This window comes from Pseudomonas sp., assembly GCF_049645325.1.
Classification (GTDB): domain Bacteria; phylum Pseudomonadota; class Gammaproteobacteria; order Pseudomonadales; family Pseudomonadaceae; genus Aquipseudomonas.
Window position 1 is genome coordinate 1 of the sequence record NZ_JBARTQ010000240.1, and the last position, 8,047, is coordinate 8,047.

Genomic DNA, 8,047 nt, shown 5'->3' on the forward strand with positions numbered 1-8,047 from the left:
TAGTGAGCGGGCTTGCCCCGCGCTGGGCTGCGAAGCGGCCCCAACACCCCTTTCTGCCTGACACAACGCGGTGGTTGGTTTTAGGGCTGCTGCGCAGCCCAGCGCAGGGCAAGCCTGCTCACCACACAAAGCCACCTGCTAATGGCTTAAATATCTTCCTACTTTAGATATCTGCAGGCACCCGCGCCTGTCCCCGCGCATCCTCCCGGCTGATCAGCCCCTCGCTGACCAACGCCTTCAGGCTCATATCCAGCGTCTTCATCCCCAGCGCCCCACCGGTCTGAATCGCCGAGACCATCTGCGCCACCTTGTCCTCGCGGATCAGGTTACGAATCGCGGGCGTCCCCAGCATGATTTCGTGAGCCGCCACCCGCCCTCCACCGATCTTCTTGACCAGCACCTGAGACACCACCGCCTGCAGCGACTCCGACAGCATCGAGCGCACCATGGGCTTTTCCCCCGCCGGGAACACATCCACCAGCCGGTCCACGGTCTTGGCTGCCGACGTCGTGTGCAGAGTGCCGAATACCAGGTGCCCGGTCTCAGCCGCCGTCAGGGCCAGACGGATGGTTTCCAGGTCGCGCAACTCGCCCACCAGGATCACATCCGGGTCTTCCCGCAAGGCCGAGCGCAGTGCCGCCGCAAAGCTGTGAGTATCGCGGTGCACTTGGCGCTGGTTGATCAGCGCCGTTTTCGGCCTGTGGATAAATTCGATAGGGTCTTCAAGCGTGAGGATGTGCTGGCGCCGATGCTGATTGAGAAAATCGATCATCGCCGCGAGCGTCGTGGACTTGCCAGAGCCGGTTGGCCCTGTCACCAGCACCAGGCCGCGCGGCAACTGGGCGATACGTTGAAACACCTCGCCCAGGCCGAGACTCTCCAGGCTCCGGACCTCGGCCGGAATGCTTCGAAACACTGCCCCCATGCCGCGATCCTGCTGAAACACATTGGCGCGAAACCGCCCGACGCCCGGCAGCTCGAACGCGAAATCCGTTTCAAGAGATGTTTCGAAATCCTTTTGTTGGTATTGGTTGAGCAAAGGGCTGAGTAAGTCCGCAACTTGCGGGGGTGAAAGCACGGGCCACTCCAGGGGCCAGACTTCGCCATCGACTCTCAGCATCGGCGCCAGGCCGGCCGACAAATGCAGGTCGGAGGCGCCACGGCGCACGCTGGCCGCCAGCAATTCAGTGATATCCATAGGGCTTTCCATTTCCAGTAGAATGCCGCGGACTCCATATCCACGGGTGCATCTTGAATGTCGACGATAGCAGACAACATTGGCCTGGTTAGCGAGCGGATCCGTGCCGCGGCCCACGCCGTGCAACGTGACGAAAGCAGCATCCACCTGCTGGCCGTGAGCAAGACCAAACCCGCACACGCGGTGCGCGAAGCCTATGCCGCCGGGATGCGCGATTTTGGCGAGAACTATCTGCAGGAAGGCTTGGGCAAACAGGCCGAATTAACCGACCTGCCCTTGAGTTGGCACTTCATCGGCCCCATTCAATCGAACAAGACTCGTGCGATCGCCGAGCACTTCGCTTGGGTGCATTCCGTGGACCGCTTGAAAATCGCGCAACGCCTGTCCGAACAACGCCCGGCCGACCTGCCGCCGCTGAACATCTGCATTCAGGTCAACGTCAGTGGCGAAGCCAGCAAGTCCGGCTGTACGCCCGCCGACCTGCCGGCACTGGCCAACGCAATCAGCGCCCTGCCGCGCTTGAAACTGCGCGGCTTGATGGCCATTCCCGAGCCGACGGAAGATCGTGCCGAGCAAGATGCGGCCTTCGCCACTGTGCGTGAGCTGCAAGCCAGTTTGAACCTGCCGCTGGACACACTTTCCATGGGCATGAGCCACGACCTTGAGTCGGCCATCGCCCAAGGCGCCACTTGGGTGCGGATCGGTACCGCCCTGTTTGGCGCCCGCGACTACGGCCAGCCTTGAAATGGCTGACTTTCCTCTGAATAAGGACCTGTCATGAGCAACACGCGTATTGCCTTCATCGGCGCCGGTAACATGGCGGCCAGCCTGATCGGCGGCCTGCGGGCCAAGGGCCTGGAAACCTCGCAGATCCGCGCCAGCGACCCGGGCGCCGACACCCGCGCCCGCGTCAGCACAGAGCACGGTATCGACACCTTTGCCGACAACGCCGAGGCCATCCAGGGCGTTGACGTGATTGTGCTGGCGGTCAAGCCACAGGCCATGAAAGCCGTGTGCGAAAGCCTGCGTCCGAGCCTGCAGCCGCATCAGTTGGTGGTGTCGATTGCCGCCGGTATCACCTGCGCCAGCATGAACAGCTGGCTCGGTGCCCAGCCGATCGTGCGCTGCATGCCCAACACCCCGGCGCTGCTGCGCCAGGGCGTGAGCGGCTTGTACGCCACCGCCGAAGTGAGCGCCGAGCAACGTAACCAGGCTCAAGAGCTGTTGTCCGCCGTGGGCATCGCCGTATGGCTGGAGCAGGAACAGCAACTGGACGCGGTCACCGCCGTCTCCGGCAGTGGCCCGGCGTACTTCTTCCTGCTGATCGAAGCCATGACCGCTGCGGGCGTGAAACTGGGCCTGTCACACGACGTCGCTGAACAATTGGCTGAGCAAACCGCGCTGGGCGCCGCGAAAATGGCTGTGGCCAGCGATGTGGATGCCGCCGAGTTGCGCCGCCGCGTGACGTCGCCGGGCGGCACCACGCAAGCCGCAATTGAATCGTTTCAGGCCGGGGGCTTTGAAGCCCTGGTGGAAAAAGCACTGGGTGCCGCGGCACATCGTTCGGCCGAAATGGCCGAGCAACTGGGCAAATAGTCGTCGCAAACCTGCAACCGGACTCGATAGGAACCAAACATGCTCGGAATCAATGACGCTGCCATCTTCATCATCCAGACCCTGGGCAGCCTGTACCTGCTGATCGTGCTGATGCGTTTTATCCTGCAACTGGTGCGGGCGAACTTCTACAACCCGCTGTGCCAGTTCGTGGTCAAGGCCACTCAACCGCTGCTCAAGCCGCTGCGCCGTGTAATCCCGAGCCTGTTCGGCCTGGACATGTCGTCGCTGGTACTCGCACTGCTGCTGCAGATTCTGCTGTTCGTGGTGATCCTGATGCTCAACGGCTACCAGGCGTTCACCCCGCTGCTGTTGCCATGGGGCCTGATCGGGATCTTCTCGCTGTTTTTGAAGATCATCTTCTGGTCGATGATCATCAGCGTGATCCTCTCGTGGGTCGCCCCCGGCAGCCGCAGCCCCGGCGCTGAACTGGTGGCGCAGATCACCGAGCCAGTACTGGCACCGTTCCGTCGCTTGATCCCGAACCTGGGCGGCCTGGATATCTCGCCGATCTTCGCGTTTATCGCCATCCAACTGCTGCAAAGCTGGGTGATTCCGCGTTTGGCCTACTACGCGTTCATGCCCAAGGAACTGTTCGGCCTGATCTGAAACGCGGACAAATTGTGAGAGCTGGCTCGTGTGGGAGCTGGCTTGCCTGCGATAGCATCACTGCGGTGTGACTGACACACCTTAGTGCCTGAATCGCGGGCAAGCCCGCTCCCACATTTTGTATCTGCGCCTTTGCTTGCCGCTGGGTGCAGCGCTCTTTAGACTTACGCCTCATTTAAACGAGAGCAGGGTCGATGCCAACTGCCTTCCCCCCAGATTCTGTTGGACTGGTCGTGCCCCAAGTGGCGCACTTCAGCGAACCACTGGCTTTGGCCTGTGGTCGCTCGCTGCCAGCCTACGACCTGATCTACGAAACCTACGGCCAACTGAACGCTACGGCGAGCAACGCCGTGCTGATCTGCCACGCCCTGTCCGGCCATCACCACGCTGCGGGCTTCCACAGCATGGACGAGCGCAAGCCCGGCTGGTGGGACAGCTGCATCGGCCCCGGCAAGCCCATCGACACCGACAAATTCTTTGTGGTCAGCCTGAACAACCTCGGTGGCTGCAACGGTTCCACCGGCCCGAGCAGCCTTAACCCGGAAACCGGCAAGCCATTCGGCGCCGACTTCCCGGTGCTGACCGTGGAAGACTGGGTACACAGCCAGGCGCACCTGGCCGACCTGCTGGGCATCGCCCAATGGGCCGCGGTAATCGGCGGCAGCCTGGGCGGCATGCAAGCGCTGCAATGGACCATCACTTACCCGGACCGCGTACGCCATTGCCTGGCCATCGCCTCGGCACCCAAACTGTCGGCACAGAACATCGCCTTCAACGAAGTGGCGCGCCAGGCGATTCTCACCGACCCCGAGTTCCACGGCGGTTCGTTCCAGGAAGCCGGCGTGATCCCCAAGCGCGGCCTGATGCTGGCGCGGATGGTCGGGCACATCACCTACCTGTCCGATGACTCCATGGGCGAGAAATTCGGCCGTGGCCTCAAGAGCGAGAAGCTCAACTACGACTTCCACAGCGTCGAATTCCAGGTCGAAAGCTACCTGCGTTATCAGGGCGAAGAGTTTTCCGGGCGTTTTGACGCCAACACCTACCTGCTGATGACCAAGGCCCTGGACTACTTCGACCCGGCGGCCAACCACGACGACGACCTGGCGAAAACCTTCGAGCACGCCACGGCCAAGTTCTGCGTGATGTCGTTCACCACCGACTGGCGCTTCTCGCCGGCCCGCTCGCGTGAGCTGGTGGACGCCCTGATGGCCGCGCGCAAAGACGTCTGCTACCTGGAAATCGATGCACCGCAAGGCCATGACGCCTTCCTGATTCCGATCCCGCGTTATTTGCAGGCCTTCAGCAACTACATGAACCGCATAACTCTGTGAGAACGCCATGAGAGCCGACCTGGACATCATCCAAGACTGGATCCCCGCCGGCAGCCGCGTGCTCGACCTGGGTTGCGGCGATGGCGAACTGCTGAGCTGGCTGCGCGACAACAAGCAAGTCACCGGCTATGGCCTGGAGAACGACCCGGACAACATCGCCCAGTGCGTGGCCAAGGGCATCAACGTGATCGAGCAGGACCTGGACAAGGGCCTGGGCAACTTTGCCAGCAACAGCTTCGATATCGTGGTGATGACCCAGGCGTTGCAAGCCGTGCACTACCCGGACCGCATCCTCGACGAAATGCTGCGAGTGGGTCGCCAGTGCATTATCACGTTCCCCAACTTCGGCCATTGGCGCTGCCGCTGGTACCTGGCCACCAAGGGTCGCATGCCGGTGTCGGACTTCCTGCCGTACACCTGGTACAACACGCCGAACATCCATTTCTGCACCTTCGAAGACTTCGAAGCCTTGTGCGGCGAGCGTGAGGCCAAGGTAATCAACCGCCTTGCCGTCGATCAACAACACCGCCACGGCTGGGCGAGTAAGCTATGGCCCAACCTGTTGGGCGAAATCGGTATCTACCGTGTCAGCAGCCCTGGCCTGACCGATCACCAAATTGCCGTCTAACCATTTTCAAGGAGGACGAACATGAGTCGCCTGGCTGTTTTTCTACTCACCGCGTGCCTGAGCGTCAGCGCCATGGCGGCGGACGCCATCGATGGTAATCGCCAGAAAGAATTCGGCGATATCACGGTGCATTACAACACCCTGACCACCAGTTTCCTGACCCCGGAAATGGCCCAGGAAGCCGGGATCGTGCGCAGCAAGGAGCTGGGCATGATCAACGTGTTCGTGAACAAGGGCGTCGAGTCGATCGACGCGACCGTCACCGGCACGATCAAAGACTTGAGCGGCAAGAGCGAGATGCTCACGTTCAAGAAAATCATCCAGAAAGGCTCCACGCTGTACGTCGCCCAATACGCGGTGCCGCAGCAGGAAACCAAGATCTTCACCATCAATGTTGAAACCGGCGGCAAAGCCCATGGTTTCCAATTCAACCAAGAACTGTTTCCGGCCGACTGATGAACCTCACCCAACTCGTACTGGCCAGCCATAACGCCGGCAAACTCAAAGAACTCCAGGCCATGCTCGGCGATTCCGTGCAACTGCGCTCGATTGGCGAGTTCAGCCAGGTCGAGCCTGAAGAGACCGGCTTGTCGTTTGTCGAAAACGCGATTCTCAAGGCCCGCAACGCCGCACGTATCTCCGGCTTGCCGGCCCTGGCCGATGACTCGGGCCTGGCGGTGGACTTCCTCGGTGGCGCGCCGGGCATCTATTCGGCGCGTTATGCCGACGGCAAAGGCGATGCGGCCAACAACGCCAAACTGCTCGACGCCCTCAAGGACGTGCCGGACGCGATGCGCGGCGCGCAGTTCGTTTGTGTGCTGGCCTTGGTGCGGCATGCCGATGACCCGTTGCCGATCCTCTGCGAAGGCCTGTGGCACGGGCGCATCCTGCACGCGGCCAGCGGTGAACATGGCTTTGGCTACGACCCGCTGTTCTGGGTGCCGGAGCGCAATGTCTCAAGCGCCGAACTGAACCCGGCCGACAAGAACCAGATCAGCCACCGCGCCCGCGCAATGGATTTGCTGCGCCAACGCCTGAGCCTGAAATGACCCAGAACACCTCTGCGCAGCCGCTGATCCACGGCGGCGCGCAAACACCTCGGGCGGCCCTGCCCCACCTGCCGCCTCTGGCGCTGTACATCCACATCCCGTGGTGCGTGCGCAAATGCCCTTATTGCGACTTCAACTCCCACACCGCCAGCAAGGTGTTGCCGGAAGAGGAGTATGTGGACGCGTTGCTCGCCGACCTCGATCAAGACCTGCACGCGGTGTACGGCCGTGAGCTGAGCTCGATTTTCTTTGGCGGCGGTACGCCAAGCCTGTTCAGCGCCACCGCGCTGGGCCGCTTGCTCAAGGGCGTGGAAGCGCGCATTCCGTTTGCAGGCGACATCGAGATCACCCTGGAAGCCAACCCTGGCACCTTCGAGCAAGAGAAGTTCGTGGCGTACCGCAAGCTGGGGATCAATCGGCTGTCCATCGGCATCCAGAGCTTCCAGCAAGAAAAACTTGAAGCCTTGGGCCGTATCCACAATGGCGATGAGGCTATACGCGCCGCCGGCATGGCGCGCCAGGCCGGGTTTGATAACTTCAACCTGGACCTGATGCACGGCTTGCCCGATCAGTCCCTGGACGATGCCCTGAGTGACTTGCGCCAGGCCATCGCGTTGAACCCGACACACTTGTCCTGGTATCAGCTGACCCTGGAACCCAACACCGTGTTCTGGAACCAGCCGCCCACGCTGCCGGAAGACGACACGCTGTGGGACATTCAGGAAGCCGGCCAGGCGCTGCTGGCCGAACACGGTTACGCACAATATGAAGTGTCGGCGTATGCCCAACCGGGCCGCCCGGCGCGGCATAACCTGAATTACTGGAGCTTCGGCGACTTTATCGGCATTGGCGCAGGCGCCCACGGCAAGCTCAGCCACCCGGACGGGCGCATCGTGCGCACCTGGAAAACCCGGGCACCGAAGGACTACCTCAACCCGGCCAAAAGCTTCCAGGCCGGGGCGAAGGAACTGACCAACGAAGAGCTGCCGTTCGAGTTCCTGATGAACGCGTTGCGCCTTACCGAAGGCGTCGACGCCAAGCTCTACGCCGAGCGCACCGGCCTCGACCTGGCGAGCCTCGACGAAGCCCGCGCAGAGGCAGAACAAAGTGGCTTAATGCAGGTCGAACCGTCACGCCTGGCGGCGACCGACCGCGGGCAACTCTTTCTCAATGACCTGTTGCAGAAGTTTTTGAGCTGACGCTCTAAGGAAATCGAATGGATTTGGTACTCGACCTGCTCGCCACCGTATCCCGCTGGAGCCGCAGCAACCTGTCGGAAATCGCCCTGGCCCTTGTCGGCTGTTTGCTGGTGTTGTTCGGCGCCGACATCAAAGGCTGGGTCGAAGCGCGCCTGGGCAGCATCGCCGGCGCGTTGCGCGTACCGTTGATGGCATTGGTGTGCATGATCGGCAGCGGCGCAGCACTGATCTACGCCACGCCGTGGATTGTGCGCGGGCTGAGCCAGTTCAATAACTACAGCCTGGCACCGGTGTTGGTGGTGGTGCTGGTGTTGATCGGGGTGGTGGCGGACCGTCGCTGACACCACACAATACAAAAAAATGTGGGAGCTGGCTTTTGTGGTGAGCGGGCTTGCCCCGCGCTGGGCTGCGCAGCA

Annotated in this window: 10 protein-coding genes; 9 read left to right on the plus strand and 1 reads right to left on the minus strand. The window is 61.8% G+C overall.

The features are described from left to right. Positions 1–163 precede the first annotated feature (163 nt). Positions 164–1,198, minus strand: a complete 1,035-nt coding sequence (locus WBB95_RS10330; RefSeq protein ID WP_424487494.1) for a type IV pilus twitching motility protein PilT — start codon at positions 1,196–1,198, stop codon at positions 164–166. 57 nt (positions 1,199–1,255) lie between these two features. Here WBB95_RS10330 and WBB95_RS10335 point away from each other — a divergent pair, with 57 nt between their 5' ends. The 9 genes from WBB95_RS10335 (at position 1,256) to WBB95_RS10375 (ending at position 7,972) form a co-directional block, all read left to right on the plus strand. Continuing rightward, positions 1,256–1,942, plus strand: a complete 687-nt coding sequence (locus WBB95_RS10335) for a YggS family pyridoxal phosphate-dependent enzyme (protein ID WP_424487495.1) — start codon at positions 1,256–1,258, stop codon at positions 1,940–1,942. A 33-nt stretch (positions 1,943–1,975) separates the two neighbouring features. Then, positions 1,976–2,794: a pyrroline-5-carboxylate reductase gene (proC, locus tag WBB95_RS10340; RefSeq protein WP_424487496.1), complete on the plus strand. Its 819-nt coding sequence runs from the start codon at positions 1,976–1,978 to the stop codon at positions 2,792–2,794. Between the two features lie 39 nt (positions 2,795–2,833). Then, on the plus strand, positions 2,834–3,421 hold the full coding sequence (locus WBB95_RS10345) for a YggT family protein (RefSeq protein WP_106575682.1): 588 nt from the start codon (positions 2,834–2,836) through the stop codon (positions 3,419–3,421). Positions 3,422–3,615: 194 nt separating this feature from the next. Then, entirely contained in the window at positions 3,616–4,755 is a 1,140-nt protein-coding gene (gene metX / locus WBB95_RS10350; protein ID WP_424487497.1) for a homoserine O-succinyltransferase MetX, read from the plus strand. Between the two features lie 7 nt (positions 4,756–4,762). Continuing rightward, positions 4,763–5,383, plus strand: a complete 621-nt coding sequence (gene metW / locus WBB95_RS10355) for a methionine biosynthesis protein MetW (protein WP_424487498.1) — start codon at positions 4,763–4,765, stop codon at positions 5,381–5,383. Positions 5,384–5,404: 21 nt separating this feature from the next. Next, on the plus strand, positions 5,405–5,839 hold the full coding sequence (locus tag WBB95_RS10360) for a DUF4426 domain-containing protein (protein WP_424487499.1): 435 nt from the start codon (positions 5,405–5,407) through the stop codon (positions 5,837–5,839). Further along, positions 5,836–6,432, plus strand: a complete 597-nt coding sequence (gene rdgB / locus WBB95_RS10365) for an RdgB/HAM1 family non-canonical purine NTP pyrophosphatase (protein WP_424487502.1) — start codon at positions 5,836–5,838, stop codon at positions 6,430–6,432. Before WBB95_RS10360 ends, rdgB begins: the two co-directional genes overlap by 4 nt. Beyond that, positions 6,429–7,631, plus strand: a complete 1,203-nt coding sequence (hemW, locus tag WBB95_RS10370) for a radical SAM family heme chaperone HemW (RefSeq protein WP_424487500.1) — start codon at positions 6,429–6,431, stop codon at positions 7,629–7,631. Before rdgB ends, hemW begins: the two co-directional genes overlap by 4 nt. 17 nt (positions 7,632–7,648) lie before the next feature. Then, positions 7,649–7,972, plus strand: coding sequence for a DUF3392 domain-containing protein (locus tag WBB95_RS10375; protein WP_424487501.1), 324 nt, complete (start codon positions 7,649–7,651; stop codon positions 7,970–7,972). The last annotated feature ends 75 nt before the right edge of the window (positions 7,973–8,047 follow it).

Coding starts and splice junctions, on each gene's coding strand:
- WBB95_RS10375 (WP_424487501.1), top strand. CDS start 7,649: ATGGATTTGGTACTCGACCTGCTCGCCACCGTATCCCGCTGGAGCCGC.
- WBB95_RS10345 (WP_106575682.1), top strand. CDS start 2,834: ATGCTCGGAATCAATGACGCTGCCATCTTCATCATCCAGACCCTGGGC.
- WBB95_RS10330 (WP_424487494.1), bottom strand. CDS start 1,198: ATGGATATCACTGAATTGCTGGCGGCCAGCGTGCGCCGTGGCGCCTCC.
- hemW (WP_424487500.1), top strand. CDS start 6,429: ATGACCCAGAACACCTCTGCGCAGCCGCTGATCCACGGCGGCGCGCAA.
- WBB95_RS10360 (WP_424487499.1), top strand. CDS start 5,405: ATGAGTCGCCTGGCTGTTTTTCTACTCACCGCGTGCCTGAGCGTCAGC.
- WBB95_RS10335 (WP_424487495.1), top strand. CDS start 1,256: ATGTCGACGATAGCAGACAACATTGGCCTGGTTAGCGAGCGGATCCGT.
- metX (WP_424487497.1), top strand. CDS start 3,616: ATGCCAACTGCCTTCCCCCCAGATTCTGTTGGACTGGTCGTGCCCCAA.
- metW (WP_424487498.1), top strand. CDS start 4,763: ATGAGAGCCGACCTGGACATCATCCAAGACTGGATCCCCGCCGGCAGC.
- proC (WP_424487496.1), top strand. CDS start 1,976: ATGAGCAACACGCGTATTGCCTTCATCGGCGCCGGTAACATGGCGGCC.